Source organism: Streptomyces sp. M-16 (genome assembly GCF_052114405.1).
Classification (GTDB): Bacteria; Actinomycetota; Actinomycetes; order Streptomycetales; family Streptomycetaceae; genus Streptomyces.
Genome location: NZ_JBFRER010000086.1, coordinates 13017 through 35500 on the forward strand (window position 1 = coordinate 13017; position 22484 = coordinate 35500).

23 protein-coding genes are annotated in these 22484 nt (G+C 73.3%); 12 read left to right on the forward strand and 11 right to left on the reverse strand.

All coding sequences use genetic code 11. From position 1 onward, the window contains the following. Positions 1–33 precede the first annotated feature (33 nt). Positions 34–1860: a prolyl oligopeptidase family serine peptidase gene (locus AB4039_RS30075; RefSeq protein WP_266840010.1), complete on the forward strand. Its 1827-nt coding sequence runs from the start codon at positions 34–36 to the stop codon at positions 1858–1860. Positions 1861–1961: 101 nt separating this feature from the next. Beyond that, complete coding sequence (locus tag AB4039_RS30080) at positions 1962–2759, forward strand: SURF1 family protein (RefSeq protein WP_442272268.1); 798 nt, start codon at positions 1962–1964, stop codon at positions 2757–2759. Between the two features lie 84 nt (positions 2760–2843). On the opposite strand, the gene AB4039_RS30085 is transcribed toward AB4039_RS30080, so the two are convergent. From AB4039_RS30085 to AB4039_RS30115, 7 genes are all read right to left on the reverse strand, one after another. Beyond that, the gene (locus tag AB4039_RS30085; protein WP_442272269.1) at positions 2844–4004 is read right to left on the reverse strand and encodes a hypothetical protein; all 1161 of its coding nucleotides are present in this window, start codon (positions 4002–4004) and stop codon (positions 2844–2846) included. Beyond that, complete coding sequence (locus AB4039_RS30090) at positions 4001–4819, reverse strand: SigE family RNA polymerase sigma factor (RefSeq protein WP_442272270.1); 819 nt, start codon at positions 4817–4819, stop codon at positions 4001–4003. Before AB4039_RS30090 ends, AB4039_RS30085 begins: the two co-directional genes overlap by 4 nt. A gap of 169 nt (positions 4820–4988) precedes the next feature. Further along, entirely contained in the window at positions 4989–6062 is a 1074-nt protein-coding gene (locus AB4039_RS30095; protein ID WP_442272271.1) for an aspartate-semialdehyde dehydrogenase, read from the reverse strand. Continuing rightward, a complete protein-coding gene (locus tag AB4039_RS30100; protein ID WP_266840016.1) occupies positions 6059–7333 on the reverse strand; it encodes an aspartate kinase in 1275 nt (424 codons plus the stop codon). The genes AB4039_RS30095 and AB4039_RS30100 overlap by 4 nt, the downstream gene beginning before the upstream one ends. Positions 7334–7443: 110 nt before the next feature. After that, a complete protein-coding gene (locus AB4039_RS30105; protein ID WP_266840018.1) occupies positions 7444–8091 on the reverse strand; it encodes a DUF5063 domain-containing protein in 648 nt (215 codons plus the stop codon). Continuing rightward, positions 8084–8683 (reverse strand): recombination mediator RecR, encoded by a 600-nt coding sequence (gene recR / locus AB4039_RS30110; RefSeq protein ID WP_030228593.1) that lies wholly within the window; start codon positions 8681–8683, stop codon positions 8084–8086. The genes AB4039_RS30105 and recR overlap by 8 nt, the downstream gene beginning before the upstream one ends. A 104-nt stretch (positions 8684–8787) precedes the next feature. Continuing rightward, entirely contained in the window at positions 8788–9132 is a 345-nt protein-coding gene (locus AB4039_RS30115) for a YbaB/EbfC family nucleoid-associated protein (protein WP_266841738.1), read from the reverse strand. A gap of 269 nt (positions 9133–9401) precedes the next feature. On the opposite strand from AB4039_RS30115, the gene AB4039_RS30120 reads away from it, so the two are divergent. Continuing rightward, positions 9402–10133 (forward strand): SLATT domain-containing protein, encoded by a 732-nt coding sequence (locus tag AB4039_RS30120; RefSeq protein ID WP_266840020.1) that lies wholly within the window; start codon positions 9402–9404, stop codon positions 10131–10133. A gap of 95 nt (positions 10134–10228) precedes the next feature. Here the strand turns inward: AB4039_RS30120 and AB4039_RS30125 are convergent, their stop codons facing one another. The 3 genes from AB4039_RS30125 to AB4039_RS30135 form a co-directional block, all read right to left on the reverse strand. Next, a complete protein-coding gene (locus tag AB4039_RS30125) occupies positions 10229–10879 on the reverse strand; it encodes a hypothetical protein (RefSeq protein ID WP_266840022.1) in 651 nt (216 codons plus the stop codon). A 133-nt stretch (positions 10880–11012) separates the two neighbouring features. Next, complete coding sequence (locus tag AB4039_RS30130; RefSeq protein WP_266840024.1) at positions 11013–11684, reverse strand: GntR family transcriptional regulator; 672 nt, start codon at positions 11682–11684, stop codon at positions 11013–11015. A gap of 131 nt (positions 11685–11815) precedes the next feature. Then, positions 11816–13168 (reverse strand): aspartate aminotransferase family protein, encoded by a 1353-nt coding sequence (locus AB4039_RS30135; protein WP_442272272.1) that lies wholly within the window; start codon positions 13166–13168, stop codon positions 11816–11818. 176 nt (positions 13169–13344) lie between these two features. Here AB4039_RS30135 and AB4039_RS30140 point away from each other — a divergent pair, with 176 nt between their 5' ends. The 5 genes from AB4039_RS30140 to AB4039_RS30160 all read left to right on the forward strand — a co-directional run bounded on the left by AB4039_RS30140 (position 13345) and on the right by AB4039_RS30160 (position 17351). Beyond that, positions 13345–13992 (forward strand): DJ-1/PfpI family protein, encoded by a 648-nt coding sequence (locus tag AB4039_RS30140; protein ID WP_442272273.1) that lies wholly within the window; start codon positions 13345–13347, stop codon positions 13990–13992. After that, positions 13985–14470 carry a MarR family winged helix-turn-helix transcriptional regulator gene (locus AB4039_RS30145; protein ID WP_442272274.1) on the forward strand — a complete coding sequence of 162 codons (486 nt, stop codon included), beginning with the start codon at positions 13985–13987 and terminating at the stop codon, positions 14468–14470. Before AB4039_RS30140 ends, AB4039_RS30145 begins: the two co-directional genes overlap by 8 nt. Positions 14471–14661: 191 nt before the next feature. Next, the gene (locus AB4039_RS30150; RefSeq protein ID WP_442272275.1) at positions 14662–16227 is read left to right on the forward strand and encodes a serine/threonine-protein kinase; all 1566 of its coding nucleotides are present in this window, start codon (positions 14662–14664) and stop codon (positions 16225–16227) included. 81 nt (positions 16228–16308) lie between these two features. Next, positions 16309–16716: a nuclear transport factor 2 family protein gene (locus tag AB4039_RS30155; protein WP_266840029.1), complete on the forward strand. Its 408-nt coding sequence runs from the start codon at positions 16309–16311 to the stop codon at positions 16714–16716. Between the two features lie 5 nt (positions 16717–16721). Next, entirely contained in the window at positions 16722–17351 is a 630-nt protein-coding gene (locus AB4039_RS30160) for a LysE family translocator (protein WP_266840030.1), read from the forward strand. A 180-nt stretch (positions 17352–17531) separates the two neighbouring features. Here AB4039_RS30160 and AB4039_RS30165 read toward each other — a convergent pair whose 3' ends face one another. After that, entirely contained in the window at positions 17532–18011 is a 480-nt protein-coding gene (locus AB4039_RS30165) for an HIT family protein (protein WP_442272276.1), read from the reverse strand. Between the two features lie 290 nt (positions 18012–18301). Between AB4039_RS30165 and AB4039_RS30170 the strand changes: the two genes are divergently transcribed. Genes AB4039_RS30170 through AB4039_RS30185 form a run of 4 tightly spaced genes read left to right on the forward strand, consistent with a single transcriptional unit; the run spans position 18302 to position 22430 of the window. After that, complete coding sequence (locus AB4039_RS30170) at positions 18302–19231, forward strand: alpha/beta hydrolase (protein WP_442272277.1); 930 nt, start codon at positions 18302–18304, stop codon at positions 19229–19231. Then, positions 19224–20450 (forward strand): acyltransferase family protein, encoded by a 1227-nt coding sequence (locus AB4039_RS30175; RefSeq protein WP_442272278.1) that lies wholly within the window; start codon positions 19224–19226, stop codon positions 20448–20450. The genes AB4039_RS30170 and AB4039_RS30175 overlap by 8 nt, the downstream gene beginning before the upstream one ends. A gap of 10 nt (positions 20451–20460) precedes the next feature. Next, the gene (locus AB4039_RS30180; protein ID WP_266840034.1) at positions 20461–21762 is read left to right on the forward strand and encodes a sensor histidine kinase; all 1302 of its coding nucleotides are present in this window, start codon (positions 20461–20463) and stop codon (positions 21760–21762) included. Further along, entirely contained in the window at positions 21759–22430 is a 672-nt protein-coding gene (locus tag AB4039_RS30185) for a response regulator (protein WP_266840035.1), read from the forward strand. Before AB4039_RS30180 ends, AB4039_RS30185 begins: the two co-directional genes overlap by 4 nt. Positions 22431–22484 lie beyond the last annotated feature (54 nt).

Consider the following 22484-nt stretch of genomic DNA (forward strand, 5'->3'; position numbering starts at 1 on the left):
ATCGCTCCCGCCGGTGCGGCAAGAATGGAGGGCATGACCAGCGACAGCGATCTGACCACCGGCGCAGCCGCCGAGACGCCCGAGATGCCCGACTGGGAGAAGCGCTTCCGGGCGCCGCGCGTCGGGCTCCCCGACTGGGCGGAGGACGCCCCGGACCGCTCGCTCTTCGTCTCGAACGCCACCGGGACGTACGAGCTCTACGCCTGGGACCGTGCCACCGGCACGCAGCGCCAGGCCACCGACCGCCCCAACGGCACCACCGACGGCACCCTCTCCCCCGACGGCGAGTGGATCTGGTGGTTCTCCGACACCGACGGCGACGAGTTCGGCACCTGGGTCCGCCAGCCCTTCGCGGGCGGCCCCGACGAGCCCGCCACCCCGGGCCTGGAGGCCTCCTACCCGGCCGGTCTCGCCATCGGTCGCGACGGCACGGCGGTCGTCGGCCGGTCCACGGACGAGGACGGCTCCACCATCCACGTGGTGCGCCCCGACGGCAGCGCCCCCACCGTCATCTACCGCCACCGCGAGTCGGCCGGCGTCGGCGACCTGTCCCACGACGGGACCCTGCTCGCCATCGAGCACACCGAGCACGGCGACGCGATGCACTCGGCGCTGCGCGTGGTCACCCTCGACGGGACGACCGTCGCGGAGCTCGACGACTCGCGCGGCGCCACCGTGGAGCTCGGACTGGAGGTGCTCGGCTTCGCCCCGGTCGCCGGGGACACCCGGCTGCTCGTCGGCCACCAGCGTCGCGGCCGCTGGGAGCCGATGGTGTGGGACGTCGCCACCGGCGCCCAGGAGGACCTCGCGGTCGAGCTGCCGGGCGACGTGAGCGCCGAGTGGTACCCGGACGGGTCCGCCCTGCTCGTCGCGCACAGCTTCGAGGCGCGCAGCGAGCTGTGGCGCTACGACCTGGCCGCGCGGGAACTCGTACGGGTCGACACGCCCCCGGGGTCGGTCAGCGGCGCGACCGCCCGCCCCGACGGGACCGTGGAGTACCAGTGGTCCTCGGCGGCCGAGCCGGCCTCCGTACGGTCCACCGCGGGCGGCGTCGTGCTCGACCCGCCCGGCTTCCGGCCGCCGGGCTCGGTGCCCGTCGAGGACGTGTGGGTGGAGGGACCCGGCGGGCGGATCCACGCGCTCGCCCAGCGCCCGGTGGGCCACGGCGAGGGCCCCTTCCCCACGATCTTCGAGATCCACGGCGGCCCGACCTGGCACGACAGCGACTCCTTCCTCGCCACTCCGGCGGCCTGGCTCGACCACGGCTTCGCGGTGGTCCGGGTCAACTACCGGGGATCGACCGGCTACGGGCGCGAGTGGACCGACGCCCTCAAGCACCGGGTCGGCCTGATCGAGCTGGAGGACGTCTCCGCCGTCCGGGAGTGGGCCGTGGCCTCCGGCCTCGCGGACCCGGCGCGCCTCGTCCTGTCGGGCGGCTCCTGGGGCGGGTACCTGACCCTGCTCGGCATCGGCACCCGGCCCGACGACTGGGCGGTCGGGCTGGCCGCCGTACCGGTGGCGGACTACGTGACGGCGTACCACGACGAGATGGAGGCGCTGAAGGCCCTGGACCGCACCCTCTTCGGCGGCACCCCGGAGGAGGTCCCGGAGCGGTTCGAGGCCTCCTCACCGCTGACGTACGTGGACGCGGTCAAGGCGCCCGTCCACATCGCGGCGGGTGTCAACGACCCGCGCTGCCCGATCCGGCAGATCGACAACTACGTGGACCGGCTCGCGGCGCGCGGCGCCGTCCACGAGGTCTACCGCTACGACGCGGGACACGGCTCGCTGGTCGTGGAGGAGCGGATCAAGCAGGTCCGGATGGACCTGGAGTTCGCGCTGAAGCACCTGCCGAGGTGATGCCGCGGGGCCCGGTCGGGCCTCGGGTGCGCCCGTAGCGCGCCCGGAGCCCGCCGAGCCCCGGAGGCGGGCTCCGGGCACGGCCCCCGTACGGTGGTGGGGTGCACCGGTTTCTCCTGACCCCGCGCTGGTGGGGGATCAACGTCTTCGTCGCGCTCGCCATCCCCTTCTGCCTGTTCATGGGGACCTGGCAGCTCGGCCGGTTCGAGGACCGCGTCGGCAGCCACCGGGAGGCGAACGCGGAGCGGCCCGCCGGCCAGGCGGCCGCACCGCTGGACTCGCTGCTCCCGGTCGACACGAAGACCTCCGGACGGCTCGCTTCGGCGGCCGGTGAGTACGGGCGGCAGCTGCTGGTCCCGGACCGGGTGCTCGACGGGAAGACGGGCTTCTACGTCCTGACCCTGCTGCGGACCGACGGCGGCAAGACCGTCCCCGTGGTCCGCGGCTGGCTGCCCGGGACGCCGGACCCGGCGAAGGCTCCGGCACCGCCGGCCGGGCGGACCGAGGTGACGGGTGCCCTGCAGTCCTCGGAGAACTCCCAGAGCAAGGGCGTGCACGCGCAGGGCGGACTGCCGGCCGGACAGATCGGGGTGATCGGGGCGGCCACGCTGGTCAACCTGGTGCAGGACCCGCTCTACGACGCCTGGCTGACGGTGCAGACCCCGGCCGACGGAATGCTTCCGGTGCCGGCGAAGGCACCGGTCAACACCGGCCTCGACATGAAGGCCTTCCAGAACCTCGGCTACACCGGCGAGTGGTTCGTCTTCGCCGGATTCGTGCTCTTCATGTGGTTCCGGCTCTACCGGCGCGAGGTCGAGACCCTGCGCGACGCCGAGGCGGGACTGCTCCCGGCGTCGGACGCCGCTCCCACGAGCGTGCGGGCCGAAGCCCAGGCCTGAGCCCGGGCCCGGGGTCCAGACCGCGAAACGGGCCGGGCCCCGCCCGGTCCGGGGTGGCGGGCCGGCCCGGAGGCCGGCTCCGCGCTACGGCGTCGCCTGCGGGAGGATGCCCGTCCGGTAGACCGTCCCGCCGCAGGCCTCGGGAATGGTGGTCCGGGTGACCGGATCGCCCGTGGCCGGGGTGTGCGAGACCGCCACTCCGCCCTGCCGGGTGTCCGTACCGCCGGTCTGCGGGTCCGGGCCCGGAGCGGCGGCGGCCGCGGTCCCGTCACCGCCCTGCGCGGCGGCGGACGCTCCCGTGGCCGTCCCCGTACCGGCCGGCCGCGCGGCGTCGCCCTGCTGGGGCTTGGCCGACGGGCCGGGGGGTGGCGGGCAGGAGGCTCCCGAGGGCACCCAGGCGAAGCGCACCTCGTACGCCGTGTTCGGCTCCAGGAACAGCACCGGCGTCTCCGCCGACGGGTCGGGCAGCAGCCCGCTCGCCGGGTCGCCCGCCGTGTGGCCGGTGACCGTCACCCCTGCGGACTGCGCGGGCGGCGGCCCGGTGGGGACCGCCGCGGCGGTCAGGGTGTCCGGGCCGGTGACCGTACAGCCCTTGGCGGAGACGTTGGTGACCTTGAAACTGCCGAGCACCTTGCCGTCGGGCCCGGGGGCACGGGCACTGCCGGCCACCCCGAGCTGTCCGGCGGTGCACCCGGGGACGCCGGGGGCCGCACCCACCGGGGGCGGGCCGTGGCCGGCTCCGTTCGCGGTGCCCGCGACGGCTCCGGCGTCGGACGGGCCGCCCGTCACCGTGCCGCCGGAGGGGGAGCCGCTGGCCTGCGGGGACGGCGTGCCGCCGGCGCCGCCCGCCTCCTGGTCCGCGCCGGCGGGCTTCGCGGGCTTCGGGCCGGTCCCGGTCCCGTCGCCGGAGCCGTTCTGGTGCGGGTCGGGGGGGCCGCCGCTCTTGCCGCCCTGCGCCTCGCCGTGACCGGCCATCGCCGAGTGTCCGGCGGCGGCGCCCTGGTCGGTGCCCAGGTGCAGCGCGGCCGGGACCGCGGTGCCGGCCAGCAGGGCCGCCGCGGCCGCCCCGACGAGTGCCCGCCGTTTGCGGGCCCGGCGGACGGGCACCGCGTGGCGCAGCCGCTCCAGGGCCCCCTCGGAGGGTTCCAGCCCCTGCACCGCCCCGGTCAGCAGACTCCGCAGGACCTGCTCGTCACCGGTGCCCGGTGCGGCCGGACCCAGCGGGTTCTCGTGGTCGTCCCTCATGACTGCGCTGCCTCCATCGCCACCCTCAGCGCGGCAATGCCCCGCGATCCGTACGCCTTGACCGAGCCGAGCGATATCCCGAGCGTCTCGGCGACCTGGACCTCCGTCATGTCCGCGAAGTAGCGCAGCACCAGCACCTCGCGCTGGCGGCGCTGGAGCCCGCGCATCGCCTTGATCAGGTCGTCCCGCTCCAGCTGGTCGTAGGCCCCTTCCTCCGCGCTGGCCATGTCCGGCATCGGCTTGGACAGCAGCTTGAGACCGAGGATGCGGCGGCGCAGCGCGGAACGCGAGAGGTTCACGACGGTCTGGCGGAGATAGGCCAGTGTCTTGTCGCGGTCGCGCACCCGGTTGCGGGCCGAGTGGACGCGGATGAAGGCCTCCTGGACCACGTCCTCGCAGGAGGCCGTGTCGTCGAGGAGCAGCGCGGCCAGGCCCAGGAGGGACCGGTAGTGGGCCTGGTAGGTCTCGGTGAGGTGGTCGACCGTGGTCCCGGCCACGACCGGAGCGCCGTCGGCCGCCGTCTCGGACGGCGTCCCGGCGGGAACGGCGGCGGCCGCCGCGGTGTCCGGTCCATCGGCCGGTCGTCCGCCGCCCGGTCCGCCGGCCGGTTCCGTGGACGCGCTGTCGCGGGGCGCGGGCACGCGCCCGCCGAGGGTCGGCAGGACGGGCGGCACGGCGGCCGGAACGCTTGCCGGCGGGACGGGAACGATCACGGGGAAGCCGCCGGAGCCGCCTGCCGCGAGCGAGCGGCGGCGCGGGGGAACGATCCCTGGGCGCGCCGGTACGACGGCGTATTCCAACAGTGCCTCTGCCACGCCGGTTGGACACGCGTCCCCCCGTGAGGGTTGTACGCGTGCGGCAGAGTAACCAGCAATTTCCCCATTGCCTTCATGCGTACCCGCTCTTCCCGATTGCCCCATTTATCCAGACGGCAGTCGGGCCATCACCTTGATCAAGGGATCGGTACCGATCCTACAAAGCGAATTACGCGAATTCACCCGCGATCAGTTCCGAGATCTGCGTGGCATTCAGCGCCGCACCCTTGCGCAGATTGTCCGCGCACACGAAGAACTCCAGGGAGCGGGGGTCGTCGAGCGAGGCCCGTACCCGCCCCACCCAGGCCGGATCCGTACCGGCCGCGTCGGCGGGCGTGGGGAACTCCCCCGCCCCGGGATCGTCGACGAGCACCACCCCGGGCGCCGCCTCCAGGATCTCCCTGGCGTGCCCGGCGTCCACTTCCCGCTCGAAGCGGGCCCGAACCGTCAGGGAATGGCCGGTCACCACGGGAACCTGTACGCAGGTCACCGCGATCGGCAGCGTCTCCAGCCCCAGGATCCGCCGGGTCTCCGCCCGTACGGCCAGCTCGTGCGAGGACCAGCCGCCCTCGCGCAGCTCCCCGGACCAGGGCACCACGTTCAGCGCGAGCGGAGCCGCGAAGGGGCCGGTGTCCTCGCCCACGGCCCGGCGCACGTCTCCGGTCTGCTCCCCCAGGGAGCTCCCGGCGACCAGCGACAGCTGGCGGCGCAGCGCCTCGGAACCGGCCCGGCCGGCCGCGCTGGCGGCCTGGTACGAGGAAACGGCCAGGTCGGCCAGTCCGTACTCGGCGTGCAGCGCGCCCAGGGTGGCGATCATGGCGGCCGTCACGCAGTCCGGGCCCGCGACGATCCCGCGCGGCCGGATCCGTACGGCGTGGCCGTTCACCTCGGGCACCACCAGGGGCACCTCGGGGTCTTCCCGGAAGGCGGCGGACTGGTCCACCACGACGGCACCGCGCGCGGTCACCACGGGGGCCCAGCGCGCCGACACCTCGGCCGGGGTCAGGAAGAGCACGACGTCGCCCACGCCGAAGCCGTCGAAGGCGTCCTCGGTGAGGGCGAGCACCTCGGTCTCCTCCCCACGGACGGCCAGCACGCGGCCGGCCGAGCGCGGGGAGGCGATCAGGCGGATGTCGCCCCAGACGTCCGCCCGCTGGGACAGGATCTGGAGCAGGACCGAACCGACGGCTCCGGTCGCCCCGACCACGGCGAGCGCCGGGCCGGAGGACCGGGGCGCCGTCATCGTCCGGTGCCTCCGTAGACGACGGCCTCGTCGCTGTCGGAGTCCAGGCCGAAGGCCGTGTGCACCGCGCGGACGGCGTCGTTGACGTCGTCCTGGCGGGTGACGACCGAGATGCGGATCTCGGAGGTGGAGATCAGCTCGATGTTCACGCCCGCGTCGGACAGCGCCTGGAAGAAGGAGGCGGTGACGCCCGGATTCGTCTTCATGCCAGCGCCGACCAGGGAGATCTTGCCGATCTGGTCGTCGTAGCGCAGCGAGTCGAAGCCGATCTGGCCCTTCGCCTTCTCCAGGGCGTCGATGGCCTTGTGGCCCTCGGCCTTGGGGAGGGTGAAGGAGATGTCGGTCAGGCCGGTGGAGGCCGCCGACACGTTCTGGACGATCATGTCGATGTTGATCTCGGCGTCCGCGATGGCCCGGAAGATCGCCGCGGCCTCGCCCGGCTTGTCCGGGACGCCGACGACCGTGATCTTGGCTTCGGAGACGTCGTGAGCGACTCCGGAGATGATGGCGTGCTCCACCTGCGCGTCCCCTTGCGGATTCTCGTTGCTGACCCAGGTGCCCGGCAGTCCCGAGAAGGACGAGCGGACGTGGATCGGGATGTTGTAGCGGCGGGCGTACTCGACGCAGCGGTGCAGCAGCACCTTGGAGCCGGAGGCCGCGAGCTCCAGCATGTCCTCGGAGGAGATCCAGTCGATCTTCCGGGCCTTCTTCACGACGCGGGGGTCCGCGGTGAAGACGCCGTCGACATCGGTGTAGATCTCACAGACCTCGGCGTCCAGCGCGGCGGCGAGCGCCACGGCGGTGGTGTCCGAGCCGCCCCGGCCGAGGGTGGTGATGTCCTTGGAGTCCGCGGACACACCCTGGAAGCCGGCGACGATGGCGATGTTGCCCTCGTCCAGCGCGGTGCGGATCCGGCCCGGCGTCACATCGATGATGCGCGCTTTGTTGTGGACCGAGTCGGTGATCACGCCTGCCTGGCTACCGGTGAACGACTGGGCCTCGTGGCCCAGGTTTTTGATCGCCATGGCCAGCAGGGCCATGGAGATGCGCTCTCCGGCGGTCAGCAGCATGTCGAATTCGCGCCCCGCAGGCATCGGAGATACCTGCTCGGCGAGATCGATCAGCTCGTCCGTAGTGTCGCCCATCGCGGAAACCACGACGACCACCTGGTGGCCGTTCTTCTTGGCATCCACGATCCGCTTGGCGACGCGCTTGATGCCCTCGGCATCGGCTACGGAGGAGCCTCCGTACTTCTGCACGACAAGGCCCACGTGCGCTCCTCGCTCGGTCCGTCTCATTGCTGGTGCAGTCTAACGAGCGGCCGGGATCCGACCGCCCCGTACCGCATCATGAGACGAAGAGATCAGCACTGCGGTTGCCGTCACTTGCGGCCGAGCCGCCCCAGCTCCTCGGCCATGACCAGTCCGGCCTGCTCCGCGAGCTCCTCCTCGGTCAGGTCCTCGTCCGTGTCGAGGCCGTCGAGGGCGGCCAGCGGCTGGTCCAGCCGGACGTGCGCGATCAGCGACTGGAGGGCGCGCAGGGTGGCCGAGGCCGTCGGACCCCAGTTGGTGAAGTACGAGAACTGCCACCACCACAGCGCCTCGGTGATCCGGCCTGCCTGGTGGTGGATGAGGCCGTGGCGCAGGTCGGCGACCACGTCGGCCACATCGTCGGAGATCCGGTGCGCGACCGGGGCCTTGCGCGGCTCGTACGGGTCGAAGACCTCGGAGTAGACGTCGACCGGCTCCAGCATGACGGCGAAGCGCTCGCGCAGGTCGTCCACGTCCGGCTCCGGGCCCAGGTCGGGCTCGTAGCGCTCTTCGGGCAGGACGTCCTGGTACGCGCCCAGCCGGCCGCCCGCCAGCAGCAGCTGGGACACCTCCAGGAGGAGGAAGGGAACGGCGCTGTCCGGGTCCTCGCCCTTGGCCACCTCGGTGACCGCGACGATGAAGGATTCGATCTGGTCCGCGATCGAGGCCGCGAAGTCGTCCGGATCCTGTCCGAGGGCGTGCAGCGTTGCGTCAGACATCGAGAAGTCGCCTTCCTTCAAAGGCCCGCCCGAGCGTGACCTCGTCCGCGTACTCCAGATCTCCCCCGACGGGGAGCCCGCTGGCCAGGCGGGTGACCTTGAGGCCCATGGGCTTGATCATGCGGGCGAGGTAGGTGGCGGTCGCCTCCCCCTCCAGGTTCGGGTCGGTCGCCAGGATCAGCTCGGTGACCGTCCCGTCCGCGAGGCGCGCGAGCAGCTCGCGGATGCGCAGGTCGTCCGGGCCGACGCCCTCGATCGGGCTGATGGCGCCGCCGAGGACGTGGTACTTGCCCCGGAATTCGCGGGTCCGCTCGATCGCGACGACGTCCTTCGGCTCCTCGACCACACAGATGACCGTCGTGTCGCGGCGCGGGTCACGGCAGATCCCGCACCGCTCCTCCTGCGCCACGTTCCCGCACACCGCGCAGAACCGGACCTTGGCCTTGACCTCCAGCAGCGCGTGCGCGAGGCGGCGGACGTCGGTGGGCTCGGCCTGCAGGATGTGGAAGGCGATCCGCTGCGCGCTCTTGGGCCCGACGCCGGGCAGCCTGCCCAGTTCGTCGATCAGGTCCTGGACCACGCCTTCGTACAACGGACTGCCTTCTTTCTCTGGTCTTCTCTGTGTGTCTTCGGGACGTCTCCGGAGCCCGTGTCACCGGGAGCCGGGCCCCGCTCGGGCCCGGTCCCGGGCCGGGGTCAGAACGGGAGGCCGGGGATCCCGCTGCCGCCGCCCAGGCCCTGGGCCAGCGGTCCCAGCTTCTGCTGCTGGAGCGCCTGCGCGTTCTCGTTGGCCGCCTGGACCGCCGCGACCACCAGGTCGGCGAGGGTCTCGGTGTCCTCCGGGTCCACGGCCTTCGGGTCGATCACCAGCGCCCGCAGTTCACCGGAGCCGGTGACGGTGGCCTTGACCAGACCGCCTCCGGCCTGGCCCTCGACCTCGGCCAGAGCCAGCTCCTCCTGCGCCGCGGCAAGGTCCTGCTGCATCTTCTGGGCCTGCTGGAGCAGCTGCTGCATGTCGGGCTGGCCACCACCGGGAATCAAGGTGCTCACTCCATACGTCGTCGCTACGACCTTCGGGAACGCTCGGTCAATCCGAGCCTACGTGCTCCCCGCGCGCCGCGCCCTACGCCGGGAGGACCAACTCTTTCGAGTGAGAGTCGGGGCGTGCGCGTACCTGATGGCGCCCTCCTTGTGGGCGGAAAACCGGGGATTCGTTGTCCATCGCGCGTCATTCGAAGGTAGGAAGAGCATGCGCATCATTGCGCACACGCGCACCACAGAGACGTCAGCGCAGGCAGAGGGAGTGCCGGGTGAGTCAGCCGGAGATGCAGCCCGAGGGGCCACCCCGGGATCCCGCGGGGGACGGCGACGGCGACCTGACCGGCCGGCCGTTCCCGCTCGGGGACTGGGGCGAACCCGCCGAGCGGCTCGACGAGCTCTACCGCCGGGTGGAGGCCGACGCGCTGCGCACCGCCGAGTGGTACCTCTCCGACCGGGCCTGGAAGCGCCGGGGCGCGCGGACGCTGCGGGCCGGCGCGGCCCTGGGCGCCGTCACGGGTGCCGCGATGCCCCTGCTGGAGCTGACGGGCTCGGCGACGGGCGCGGCCTCGTACGGCTACCTGTCGCTGCTGCTCGCCGCCGCGTGCCTGGCCTGCGACCGGTTCTTCGGGCTGACCTCGGGCTGGATGCGGGACGTCGCGACCGCCCAGGCGGTGCAGCGCCGCCTGCAGACCCTCCAGTTCGACTGGGCCTCGGAGAACGTACGGGAGGTGCTCGGCCCGACGGAGGGCACCGCCGGCGAGGCCGCGGAGCGGTGTCTGACGGTGCTGCGCCGCTTCTCGGAGGACATCACGGAGCTGGTGCGTTCCGAGACCGCCGACTGGATGGTGGAGTTCCGCGCGGGCCCGGCGCCGCTGGTGATGCAGTCCCTGGCCGGGGCCCCCGCCCGCCCGGACGCGTACGTGCCCCCGGCCAGGTTCCCCCTCCCGCCGGGCACCCGCCCGAACATGCCCCGCCAGCGGCCGCCGGAGCAGCCCCGCTGAGGCACGGGGGGTGCCGCCCGGTACCCCGTGCCCGCAGCCGGGGGGCGGGGCGCCGCCCGGTGCCCCGTGCCCTGCGGCCGCGGCCGGGTGGCCGCTCAGCTGAAGATGATCATCGATCCCTGTCCGAGGCTCCGCGTCGCCGCCGCGTGCAGCCCCAGCCACACGTGCCGCTCCCGCGCGAAGGGGCTCGCGTCGTACGGAATGGGCCCCGCCGGCTCCTCCAGCGACGTCGGCCCGCCGGGCGGCGCCGGCGCGGCGGGCGGGTTCCCCGGGTCTATCCCGATCGCGGGGGCCACGAAGGCCAGCTCCCGCAGCAGCCCCTGCGCCGATCCCAGCGGGCCGCCCCCCGCCAGCAGCTCCTCGTTGGCCAGCGGAGCCGGGAAGTCCACCGGGACGTACGCCCCGGCGTGGTCGTAGTGCCACACCAGGTGGGACTGCTGCGCCGTCGGCTCGAACATCTCCAGCAGCTGCTCGTAGTCCCCGCCCAGCTCGTCCACCGGGGTCACCGGCAGCCCGCAGATCTGGAGCAGGTACGCCCGCCGCAGGAAGTGCAGGGCGTCGTAGTCGAAGCCGGCCACCGGGGCCACGTCCCCGCTCAGGCCCGGCATGTAGGCGAACACGGGCACCGACGGCAGCCCCGCCTCGCCCAGCGCCTTGTCGTACGAGGCGATCTCTTCCGCGAAGGGGTTGTCGGGGCTGTGGCACAGCACGTCGACAAGGGGGACCAGCCACAGGTCACAGGCCACGCGGGCTCCGATCAGTCGTTGGCGCCGATCCGGTCAGAGTAATGCTCCGGACACCCTCCGCGAAGGGGTGCGCAGAACCCGGGAGCACCCGGGACGGCGGGCGGGCGGAACCGGGGGCGGCCACGGCGGCCCCTCAGAGCCCGGCGGCCCAGTCCAGGCCGTGCTGGTTGTACGCGCGCACGAGGCGCCGCACCTCTTCGGCGTCGGCCAGGGTCACGGCGTCGACCAGCTCGTTGTGCCCGTCCCACAGCGCGGTCCGCAGCTCCGGCGACCCCTGGAGGTGCGGTACGGAGAAGACCCAGCACTGGATCCGGAGCCGGTGCAGGAACTCGGAGATGTAGGGGTTGCCGGCCAGCCCGCTGAGCTCCCGCCAGAACCGCAGGTCGTAGCCGATGAGCACTTCGAGCGAACCGCTCTGGGCGGCCCGGCGCGCCTCCTCCCCGCGACGGCGCACCGACACCAGCATCTCGGCCGCTCCGGGCGCGACGCCGCGTTCGACGAGGCAGCGGAAGATGCCGTCGAGGATCAGCGTGCGGGCCTCGATCATGCCCCGGAAGTCGTCGACGGTGTAGGTCCGCACCCGGAACCCGCGGTGCTGCACCGACTCCAGCAGCCCCTGGGCCGAGAGGTCGACCAGCGCTTCGCGCACCGGGGTCGCGGAGACCTCGTACTGCTCGGCGATCTGCTTGACCGTGAACTCGGTCCCCGGCGGCAGACGACCCGCGAGCACCTCGTCGCGCAGCGCGTCCGCGATCTGCTGCCGAAGTGTGTTGCGGGTGACGGCTCCGCTTCCGCTGCCTGGCATAGGGGTCCGTCTCCTCCATAGATCTTCGGACACCTTAGGCCAGGCAGCGCGGCTGAAACCGATCGGTTCCACGGCCGATATGCGGACGTATCGCCCGTTATTCGGACGACCTAGCGTCCGGCCTCGTCGGACTACGCGCCCACGGTGTGCCGGTCGGCGACCGCCAGGGCCTCGTCGAGGAGTGCCAGACCCTCCTTGGCCTCGGTTTCCGTGACCGTGCAGGGCGGGACGACGTGCGTCCGGTTCATGTTCACGAACGGCCACAGACCCGAGGCCTTGCAGGCCGCCGCGAATTCGGCCATCGGCGCGTTCGCGGCACCGGCCGCGTTGTACGGGACGAGCGGCTCGCGCGTCTCCTTGTCCCGTACGAGCTCCAGCGCCCAGAAGGTGCCGAGCCCGCGCACCTCGCCGACGGACGGGTGCCGCTCGGCGATCGCGGCCAGGCCCGGGGCGATCACCTCGGCACCGATGCGGGCGGCGTTCCCGACGATGCCCTCCTCCTCCATCGTGTTGATCGTCGCGACGGCGGCGGCGCAGGCCAGCGGGTGACCGGAGTAGGTCAGTCCGCCCGGGTAGGGGCGGGTGGCGAAGGTCTCGGCGATGGCGGCGGAGATGGCCACGCCGCCCAGCGGCACGTATCCGCTGTTCACGCCCTTGGCGAAGGTGATCAGGTCCGGGGTGACGTCCCAGTGCTCGGCGGCGAACCACTTGCCGGTGCGGCCGAAGCCCGACATGACCTCGTCGAGGATGAAGACGATGCCGTGGCGGTCGCAGAGCTCGCGCACCCCGGCGAGGTACCCGGCCGGCGGGGTCATGATCCCGGCGGTGCCCGGAACGGACTCCAGGATGATCGCGGCGATGGTCGCCGGACCCTCGAAGGCGATGGTGTCGGCGAGGTGGGCGAGGGCGCGCTCGCACTCCTCGGCCTCGGTCGTGGCGTGGAAGGGCGAGCGGTAGAGGAACGGGCCCCAGAAGTGCACGACCCCGGCGGCGGCCGTGTCGGAGGGCCAGCGGCGCGGGTCGCCGGTCAGGTTGATCGCGGCGGCGGTGGCGCCGTGGTACGAGCGGTACGTGGACAGCACCTTCTGGCGGCCGGTGTGCAGCCGGGCCATCCGTACGGCGTTCTCCACGGCCTCGGCGCCGCCGTTGGTGAAGAAGATCTTGTCCAGGTCGCCGGGGGTGCGCTCGGCGATGAGGCGTGCGGCCTCGGAGCGGACGTCGACGGCGAAACCGGGCGCGAGGGTGCAGAGCCGGGCGGCCTGCTCCTGGATCGCTGCGACCACCTTGGGGTGTTGGTGGCCGATGTTGGTGTTGACCAGCTGGGAGGAGAAGTCGAGGAAACGGTTCCCGTCGTAGTCCCAGAAGTACGAGCCCTCGGCCCCGGCGACGGCCAGCGGGTCGATCAGGGCCTGGGCGGACCACGAGTGGAAGACGTGAGCGCGGTCGGCGGCCTTGACGGCCGCACCGGTGACATGAGGGGTCATGCCGTCACGCTAGAAGTGCGCAGGTCGGAAGGGATATCGGCGGACTGTATGCGGGTGGGCGCCCACCCTCGGCAGTCTGTCTGCCGCAGCCGAGCATTGACAGCACACTCCCACAATGACAGCCTCTTGTCATAGGCCTCTCGTCAGAGACCCTTTGCGATCCGGAGGCGAGCACCATGAGTGGAACCCCGAGCGGGCCCCGGCCCGAGCCGAAGCCCGTCCACCTCGCGGTCTACGACACGTACGCGGACTGGGAGACCGGCCACACCACCGCGCACCTCGCCCGGCGCGGCCACACGGTCCGTACGGTCGGCCCCGCCGCCGGGCGGCCCGTCACCACGATGGGCGGGATCCGGATCCAGCCCGACCTGGCCCTCGCGGACCTGCGCCCCGAGGACTCCTCGCTGCTGATCCTGACCGGCGCCTCGCTCTGGGAGACGGGCGACGAGCTGGCCCCGTTCGCCGCGAAGGCCCGCGCGTTCCTGGAGGCCGGGGTCCCGGTCGCGGCGATCTGCGGGGCCACGGCGGGCCTCGCCCGCGAGGGCCTCCTGGACGGGCGCGCCCACACCGGTGCGGCCTCCTCCCACCTGGCACAGCAGCCGGGGTACGGGGGCGCCGCGCACTACGTGGAGGCCGACGCCGTCACCGACGGCGACCTGATCACGGCGGGCCCGACCGAGCCGGTGGCCTTCGCCCGCGAGGTCTTCGCGCGGCTCGGCGTCTACCCGCCGGACGTGCTCGACGCCTGGTACCGGCTGTTCCACGACTCCGACGCGAGCGCCTACCCGGTGCTGATGGCCGCGGCGGAGGCCGGAGATGCCTGAGCCGCTACCTCCTCTTTCGGTACGGGAGCGGCAGGACCTGCTCAGCGGAACGGCGCTCGGCGTCTTCCACCTGAACGGCCAGTTCCTCGCGCTGTCGGAGGAACTGGCCCGCCCGGCCGGGCTGACGGCGGCCTGGTGGCAGGTCCTGGGGGCCGTGCTGCGCGAGCCGCTGCCGGTGGCGGGCATCGCGCGGGCCATGGGGATCACCCGGCAGAGCGTGCAGCGGGTGGCGGACCTGCTGGTGGCCAAGGGCCTCGCCGCGTACGCCCCGAACCCGGCCCACCGCCGCGCGAAGCTGCTGCGCCCGACGGAGGAGGGACGCGCCGCGATCGCCCGCATCGACCCGGGCCACGCCGACCTGGCCGCCCGCCTGGCGACGGAGCTGGGCGACGAGGCCTTCGCCGAAACGACCCGCGTCCTGAACCGCCTCTCGGCGGCCCTGACCGCCATCGCCGGATCCGGCCCCGCCGGCGGTTGAGGCGGTTGAGGCGGGGGCGAGCGCCCGGGGCGAGCGCCCGACGGCGGGGCCTCCGGCGGCGCCGCTGCACCGGAGCGCCTCCGCCCGGACCGGCCCCGCCCAGCCCGGACCGGCCCGATACTCCCTCTCGCCCCGCGCGGCGAACTACGCTCGGCCCGTCGGCCCGCCCCCGGGGGAAGGACCAACCGCCGATGGAACCGCTGCACCCCGCCGACCCCCAGCACGTCGGCCCGTACCGCGTCCTGTCCCGCCTCGGCGCCGGCGGCATGGGCCAGGTCTACCTCGCCCGGTCCGACCGCGGCCGCACCGTCGCGGTGAAGCTCGTCCACCCCGGACTCGCCCTCCGCGAGGAGTTCCGCGCCCGGTTCCGCCAGGAGGTCGCGGCCGCCCGCCGGGTCGGCGGCGCGTGGACCGCTCCCGTCCTCGACGCCGACACCGAGGCCGAAGTCCCCTGGTTCGCCACCGGGTACATCGCCGGGCCGAGCCTGCGTCAGGCCGTGGCGCACGACTTCGGCCCCCTTCCCGCCCGTACCGTGCTGATCCTGGCCGCCGGACTCGCGTACGCCCTCCAGGACATCCACCGCGCGGGCCTCATCCACCGTGACCTGAAACCGTCCAACGTCCTGCTCACCCTCGACGGACCCCGCGTCATCGACTTCGGCATCGCCCGCCCGCTCGACACCCTCGACGCCGGTCTGACCCGGCCGGGGGAACTGGTCGGCTCGCCCGGGTTCATGGCTCCCGAACAGGTCCGCGGCGAGGCGGTCACCCCGGCCTGCGACGTCTTCTGCCTCGGCGCCGTGCTGGCCTACGGGGCCACCGGGCGGCTGCCCTTCGGCGACGCGGAACACCCCGGCGGGGCCGCGGGGCTGCTGCTGCGCATCGTGGAAACGGAACCCGAGCTGGACGGCGTACCGGCCGAACTGCGGGAACTGGTCGCGGACTGCCTGCGCAAGGACCCCGCGGCGCGGCCCGATCCGGCGGCGGTCCTGGACCGGGTCGGGGCCGGCGGCACGGTGGCGAACGGGCGCGCCCTGGAACCGTGGCTTCCGGCGCCGCTCGTGGACCGGCTCGGACGGCACGCCGTACAGCTCCTCGACCGCGAGGACTCCGGTCCGCGGCATGTCGTCCTCCCGACCCCCACCGCCGTGGCGCCCCCGCCACCGCCCCCGGCCATGCCCCCGTCGTACTCCTACGGGCCGCCCGCCGAACCGGCGCCCCGGCCCCACGCGGCGTCGACCGCCTTCCTGGTGGCCGTCGCCGTCGTGGTCGCGGCGGCGGCGGGCGGCACCGTGTACGCGGTGATGAGCAGCGACCCGGACCCCCTCCCTCCGGGCCCGGCCGTCACCGCCTCCGCCCCCTCCCTGCCCACCGGGGCGGGCCCCGCGGACCCCGAGGACCCCGCAACCGGAACCTCCGCGGGCGGCGGCCCGGCCGCCCGCCTCCCCCAGTCCTACGCCGGCACCTGGCGGGCCGCCTCCGGCAGCGCGACCTGGCGCCTGGACCTCACCCCCGGCGCGATCGGCGAGCCCGTGATGACCCTGCGCGTGGACGACCCCGGCTACTCCTGCTCCTGGCGGGCCACCCTGCGCGGAGCCCCCGGCCCGGTGGAGCTCGACGCCTCCACCCTCACCTCCGGCCCCCCTCCCACCTGTACTCCCGGCGGCCGGAGCCGGCTGCGCCTGCTGCCCGACGGCACCCTGCTGCGCGAGCTGGACGGGGGATCGAACCCCCCTCTCACGTATCACCGGGAGTAGTCGGCAGCCGATTGTGTCGAAGTCAATAAGCCTGAAAGCAAAGCTTGTTGCGTACGAGGAGCCCAACGCACACTGCGGCACATGGAGCCGTTGAAGGTAGTGGCACAGCTGTGGGAGCGGATCGAGGCACACGACTGGGACGGCGTGGCCGCGCTCATCGCCGAGGACGCGGTCATCGAGTGGCCGGTCAGCGGCGAGCGCATCGTCGGCAGGGCCAACTTCGTCGCCGTGCTCCGTGACGAGGGGGAGGACTCCGCGGACGACGAGAGGTCCCTCGGCGCGGTCGAGGTGCTGCGCATCCTCGCGGACGGGGACCTCGTCGTCACCGAGGTGGAGATACCCGAGGAGCACGTCGTCTACCGGGCCGTCTCCCTGTGGACCGTGCGCGACGGGGAGATCGTCGGAGCGAGGGAGTACTGGACCAGCCCTGGACAAGACCCTGCGCCCCGCTGGAGGGCCGTTTACGTCGAACCGCTGGTGGCAGACTGAGCCGTGTGCTCACGCAACTCGCCGCGGCTACCGGCGTCTTGGCCCTGCTCACCCTCGTCCCCGGCCCCGACATGGCCATCGTCACCCGGCGGGCCGTCTCACGGGGGCGGGCCGACGGGCTGCGCACCGTCGGCGGGATCGCCGCCGGGCTGCTGCTCTGGGGCGCCCTGACCGTGGCCGGTCTCGCCGCGCTGCTCGCCGCCTCGGCCGAGGTCTACCTGGTGGTCAAGCTCGCGGGTGCGGCGTACCTGTGTTTCCTCGGCATCCAGTCCCTGCGCCGCCCGGGGGGCGGCCCGGAGAGCGGCCCCGACGGGGCCGGAAACGGCGCCGGCGGCGGGAGCGGGAGCGCCTGGCGGACCGGCCTGGTCAGCAACGTCCTCAATCCGAAGATCGCCGTGTTCTACACCGGGCTGCTGCCCACCCTCGCGCCGCACGGCCTGCCCCCGGCGGCGGGGATGGCGCTCCTCGTCCTGGTCCACGTGCTGCTGACCCTGCTCTGGCTGGGCACCTACGTCTACGTCCTGTCGCACGCCCGGCGGTTCTTCACGCGCCCGCGCGTCCGCCGGACGATGGACCGGGTGACGGGGGTCGTGCTGATCGGCTTCGGGGTGCGCGTGGCGACGTCGGCGGCGTAGCTCCGGGGAGGGAGGGCCGCGGGGCCGGAGAGGCTGGGGAGGCCGGAGGGGCCGGAGGGGCCGAAGAGGCCGAAGAGGCCGAAGAGGCCGAAGAGGCCGAAGAGGCCGAAGAGGCCGAAGAGGCCGAAGAGGCCGAAGAGGCCGGAGAGGCCGGAGAGGCCGGAGAGGCCGGAGAGGCCGCTACCCGAGGAGGGTCTCCAGCTCCCCGGTGATGGCGGCGCGCAGCCCGTCGTGCCGGGGAGCCAGGGCGTGGCGCTCGCCGCGCCAGCACTCCTCGTCCTCGTAGAGCCAGACCGGCATCCCGACGAGGTCGGCGGGCTCCCACTCGTAGCGGGGCCAGATGTGGGCGTGGAGGTAGGGGTCGGTGTTGCCCAGGATCTCGATGTTCACGCGGCGGAAGGCCGGGTCGAGGCGGGCGCAGGCGCGCTCGACGGCCTCGGCGAGGCGCTCCAGGTCGGTGAGGTAGGAGATGCGGCGGGACCGTGGCAGCTCGGAGAGGCGGGTCACGGCCGGGTCGTCGGTCAGCAGGACCGAGTAGCCGGGCAGGAACTGCCGGTCCCCGATGGCCGCGAACCCCGAGTCGAGGCGGCGCAGGACGGTGGGGTTCTCGCCGCGGTGCGCGCTGCCGATGCGGTCGCGCCTCCAGTCGTTCTTGTTCATGGCACGGACCCTAACGCAGCGGTGGTGAGCGGCCCTTGGGGTCGACCCCCGGGTCGGCTCGCGGGTCGGCTCACGGGTCGGCTCACGGTGGGCTCCCGGTGGGTGGCCGAGGTCGTCCGGCTGCCTCTGAGGTAGTGCCTGTCATACCTGAGAGCTACGAGGAAAGGCCGCTCCGGAGCGTGACGCCGACCAAGGGGGCTGATTCCTAACGTCGTTGTGAGAGCGGGTGATCGCCCGCTATCCGCCGGACTCTGCTGGCCGGCCTCGTCGCCGCGGCCGTCGTGGTCCCCGTGTCCGCGGCGGCCTCGCCGAAAATTCCCGCGCCCGTCCCGGCGTCCTTCGCCCCGTCCGCGACGATACAGAGCCGCTACACGACGAACCTCGCCGCGATGGGCGAGGCCTCGCGCATGGCTCGGGACGCGGGGCGGACCGGCCGCTCCGAGAAGCTGCGGACGATGGCGGCCGCAGCCCCGGGGCAGGAGGGCGGGGCGCAGTTCCTGACCTTCGACGGCCGGGGGCAGGGGCGTGCCATAGAGGTGCTGGGCGATCTGGGTACCGCCGACCGGATCGCCGTCCTGGTGCCCGGCTCGGACACGACGCTGGACACCTACCAGCGCTTCCGCGACGGCGCCCGATCCCTCCAGCAGCGGCTCCAGCGGGAGCATCCCCGCTCAGCGGTGGTCGCGTGGCTCGGGTACGACACCCCGGAGACGGTCAGCACCACTGTCCTGACGGCCGCCCGCGCCGAGGAGGCAGCCGCCGAACTGGGGCCGTTCCTGGCCCGGTTGGTGGACAAGACCGGCGCTGACGCCCGGATCTCCCTGCTGTGCCACTCGTACGGCTCGGTGGTCTGCGCCCGGACCGAGACCGGCCCCCGCGTGAGCGATGTCGTCCTCTACGGGAGTCCCGGCACGGGGCTCCCGTCCGCCGACCGGATGCCGACCGCGGCCCGGGTGTGGGCCGGCCGGGGCAGCGAGGACTGGATCGGCGGGGTTCCCCATGTCCGCTTCGCCGGTCTCGGCTTCGGTACCGACCCGGTGGCTCCCGCCTTCGGTGCCCGGCTCTTCGCAGCGGGCTCCGCCGGACACAGCGACTACCTCAAGCCCGGCACGGAGTCCCTGGACAGCCTGGCCCGCATCGTCATCGGCCCGGCTGCCGGCCCCGGTGGTTTCACCGGCCCCGTCGCCTCCCCCACCCGCCGGGAGGCCTCGCATGCGTGAGCTCCGCACCCGCTGGTCCGCCCTCGCGGACCGCGTCGACAGCGCGACCCCGGCCCACCGGGACCGGTCCGTGGACGCTCTGCGGGCCTTCGCGATCCTCGGGGTGGTGCTGGGTCACTGGCTGGTCACCGCCCTGACCGTCACCGACGGCAGCCTGCACGGCGCGAGCCCGCTGGCCGCCATGCCCTGGCTGGCCCCGGTTTCCTGGGTGTTCCAGACCCTGGCCGTGTTCTTCCTGGTCGGCGGTCATGTCGCCGCCCAGGGCCACGCCTCGGCGAAGGCGCGCGGAGTCTCGTACGGCGCCTGGGTCCGCCAGCGCCTCGGGCGGCTGTTCCGGCCGGTGGCCGCGGTGCTGACGCTGTGGGCCGTGGTGGCGGGCGGGCTGCTGCTGGGCGGCGCCGAGCCGGAGACCGTGCGGACGCTGCTCAAGCTGGTGTGGTCGCCCCTGTGGTTCCTGCTGGTGTTCGCCGCGCTCACCGCGGCGACCCCGCTCGTCGCCCGGATCGGTCCTCTGTGGCCACTGGCCGTGGTGGCCGGGGTGGATGCGTGGCGGTTCGGCTTCGGCGGGCCGGAGTGGATCGGCTGGGTCAATGTCGCCGCGGGCTGGCTCGTCCCCTACACCCTGGGCGCGGCCTGGTCCCGGGGGGCTTTCTCCCGGCGCCGCCAGTCCCTGTTCCTGCTGGTCGGCGGCGGGGCCGCCACCGCCGCGCTGGTTCTCTGGGGCGGGTACCCGGCCTCCATGGTGGGGGTCCCGGGAGCTGCCGTGTCCAACCTGAACCCGCCGACGCTGGCCGCCGTCGCCTTCGGCCTGGCCCAATGCGGGCTGGCCCTGCTGGTGCGCGGGCCGCTGGCCCAGGCCATGAGCCGGCCCCGGACCTGGGCGAAGGTGGCCCTGCTGAACCTGTCCGCGATGACCGTCTTCCTGTGGCACCAGACCGCGATGATGTCCGTGACCGCCGTCGGGCTGCTGTTCTCCACCGAACTGCCAGGACTGCACACCGCGCCCGGCTCGGTCGGCTGGATCTTCACGCGACTGCTCTGGCTGCCGGTGTTCGCGGCCGCCCTGACCATCTGCTGGTCCGCTTTCCGGATTCACGAGCAGCCTCGGGCCGCCCGCATCGCCCGCCGCGCCCGCACCGCGCGCACCGCCGCGATCGCCGCGGCACCGCGGGTCCCGGTGCCCCGGGCGGCCCGGTTCGAGGAGGCCGGCCGTGTTTAGGGTGATCCGCGTGACCGAACAACGCGCATCCCGGGCGGATACCGCCCTCCTCGCCAAGGGCCTTGTGGTCAGCGAGCTGTTGACCCTGCGGCGGGATCCGCTCCCCCGGATGTCCAGGCCCCGGTGGCTGGCCCGGCTGCCGCACGCGGTGGTGCTCTACGCGGCCGTGCTCTTCTGCTTCCTCACCAACGAGCAGCTGTCGCACTACCACGTCACCGGCGGCCCCTCGCTGGTGCTGGCCCTCCTGTCCGGGGTGCCCATCGCGGTGGCGCTGTCGCGCCCGATCGCCGCCTGGTGGCTGGGGCTGCTCGCGGCCGGCCTGATCGCCTGGACGATCCACTCCGAGGTGGGACAGGGCCAGTCCTGGCCGTGGATGCCCGCGGGATTCTTCGCCTTCGCCCCGCTGATCCTGCTGGCCGCCCTGCGCGTGCCGCCGCGGGCCACCGTCGCGGTCGTCACCGTCCCCGTCGGCCTCTCGGCGGTGGCCGAGCTGCTCTTCAAACCGGATCACAGCACCACCAGTTTCTTCACGTCCAGCCTGGTCTTCGGCATCGTGGGGCTCCTGGGGTACTCACTGCGCGCGGTGCGGCTCGCCCGGGGACAGCTCGTCGTCCAGGAGACCCTGACCGAGGAGGAACGGGCCCGGCGGACCCTGCTGGAGGAGCGCAGCAGGATCGCCCGCGAGCTGCACGACGTGGTGGCCCATCACATGTCCGTGATCTCCATCCAGGCCCAGGTCGCCCCGCACCTGGTGGAGAACCCCTCCGAGGAACTGAAGGAGAACCTCGCCGGGATCCGGGAGAACGCCCTGGAGGCCCTGACGGAGCTGCGCCGGGTCCTGGGGGTGCTGCGGTCCGAGCAGCCCGGTGATCCTGCGGCGCCGCAGCATCCGCAGCCCACCCTCGCGGAGCTGGACGGCCTCGTGGACAACGTGCGGGGGGCCGGACTGGACGTCATCACCGAGGTGGCGGGGATACGGCGGCCGCTGGCGCCGGGAGTCGAGCTGACCGCGTACCGGATCGTCCAGGAGGCGCTGAGCAACTGTCTGCGGCACGCGCCGGGTTCTCGGGTCGAGGTCGGCATCGCCTACGGACCGCGCGAACTGCACCTGTGCGTCGCGAACTCGGCGCCCTCCCGGGCCGCCCCGCCCTCCGTCGGCGCCGGGCACGGGCTGCTCGGCATGCGGGAGCGGGCGGGCATGCTGGGGGGCGAGCTGGCCGCCGGGCCGCGTCCCGGTGGCGGGTACGAGGTGAGCGCGGTCCTGCCCATGGACCCGCCGGGCAGCTCCTCCGAGACGAAGAAGGACGCATGAGCACTCCGATCAAGGTGATGATCGCCGACGACCAGATGATGGTCCGGCAGGGCTTCACCGTCCTCCTGAACGCGCAGCCCGACATAGAGGTGGTCGGGCAGGCCGTGGACGGCGCCGACGCGGTGGCGAAGGTCGCCGAACTCGGTCCGGACGTGGTGCTGATGGACATCCGCATGCCCGGCATGGGCGGCATCGAGGCCACCTCGGTCATCACCGGTGTGCCGGAGTCGAGGGTGAAGGTGCTGGTGCTGACCACCTTCGACCTCGACGAGTACGTGTACGAGGCGCTGCGCGCGGGCGCCTCCGGCTTCTTGCTGAAGGACGCCTCGGCGGACCAGCTCGCCGAGGCGGTGCGGGTGGTGGCCGCCGGCGAGGCCCTCCTGTCGCCGAACATCACGAAGCGGCTGATCACCGAGTTCTCCCGGCTGGGGGCGCCGCGGGCGCCGTCCCGGGCCCGGATCGACGAGCTGACGGAACGGGAGACGGAGGTGCTGTCGCTGATCGCCCAGGGGCTCTCCAACGCGGAGATCGCCGGGCATCTGACCGTGGCCGAGCAGACGGTGAAGACCCACGTGAGCCGGATCCTCGTGAAGCTGGGTCTGCGCGACCGGACGCAGGCCGCGGTGTTCGCGTACGAGACGGGTCTGGTCCGTCCCGCGGGCTACTGAGGAGGACACGTAGTACTTGCGAGGGACCCCCGGAAATCCCCTTCTGCGCCGACG